Below are 1127 nucleotides of genomic sequence, written 5' to 3' on the forward strand. Positions count from 1 at the left end.
CGGGTGATCAGGGGGGCGATGGTGCGGCCCTCACGCGCGGCCGCCGCCCAGTCCCGCGGCTTGAGCTGGTACTTCTCGCTGTCGAGGTACTCCTCGCTGCCCTCGCGCAGCGGGGTGTTCTCGCACAGCTCGTAGCCGCTGTAGATGCCCCAGGCGGGCGCGAGGGTGGCCGCCAGCACCGCCCGGACCTCGAAGGCGGGCCGCCCGCCGTGCTGCAGGTAGGCGTGCAGGATGTCGGGGGTGTTGGCGAACAGGTTGGGCCGCATGTAGCAGGCGGCCTCCCCGGACAGCTCGGTCAGGTACTCCGTCAGCTCCCGCTTGGTGGTGCGCCAGGTGAAGTAGGTGTAGGACTGCTGGAAGCCGATCTGCGCCAGGGTGTGCATCATCGCCGGCCGGGTGAACGCCTCCGCCAGGAAGATCACGTCCGGGTCCGCGGCGTTGACCTCCCCCAGCACCCGCTCCCAGAACACCACCGGCTTGGTGTGCGGGTTGTCCACCCGGAAGATCCGCACCCCCGCCGCCATCCAGTGCCGCAGGATCCGCACCGTCTCCGCCACCAGCCCGTCCAGGTCCGCGTCGAAGGCGAGGGGGTAGATGTCCTGGTACTTCTTCGGCGGGTTCTCCGCGTGGGCGATCGAGCCGTCGGGGCGGTGGTGGAACCACTGCGGGTGCTTGTGCACCCAGGGGTGGTCCGGCGAGCACTGCAGCGCGAGGTCCAGCGCCACCTCCAGCCCCAGCGCGCCGGCCCGCGCCACGAAGGCGGTGAAGTCCTCCAGGGTGCCCAGCGCGGGGTGGACCGCGTCGTGCCCGCCCTCCGGCGAGCCGATCGCCCAGGGCACCCCCACGTCGTCCGGGCCGGCGCCGAGGGTGTTGTTGGGGCCCTTGCGGAAGGTGGTGCCGATCGGGTGGATCGGCGGCAGGTAGACCACGTCGAAGCCCATCGCGGCGATCGCCTCCAGCCGGCGGGCGGCGGTGGCGAAGGTGCCGTGCGGCCGCTCGGGGGTGCCCTCCGAGCGCGGGAAGAACTCGTACCAGGCGCCGTACAGCGCCCGCTCGCGCTCCACCAGCAGCGGCAGCGGCTCGCTGCTGGTCACCAGCTCCCGCAGCGGGTACCGCGCCAGCACCGC

The 1127-nt window shown here is 72.5% G+C and carries 1 pseudogene; it reads right to left on the reverse strand.

Annotation, left to right across the window (positions count from 1 at the left end):
* Window positions 1-1127: pseudogene (locus ACZ56B_RS32890) on the reverse strand (alpha-1,4-glucan--maltose-1-phosphate maltosyltransferase); the annotation flags it as partial.

The sequence above is a fragment of the Streptomyces sp. NPDC034670 genome, assembly GCF_055574875.1.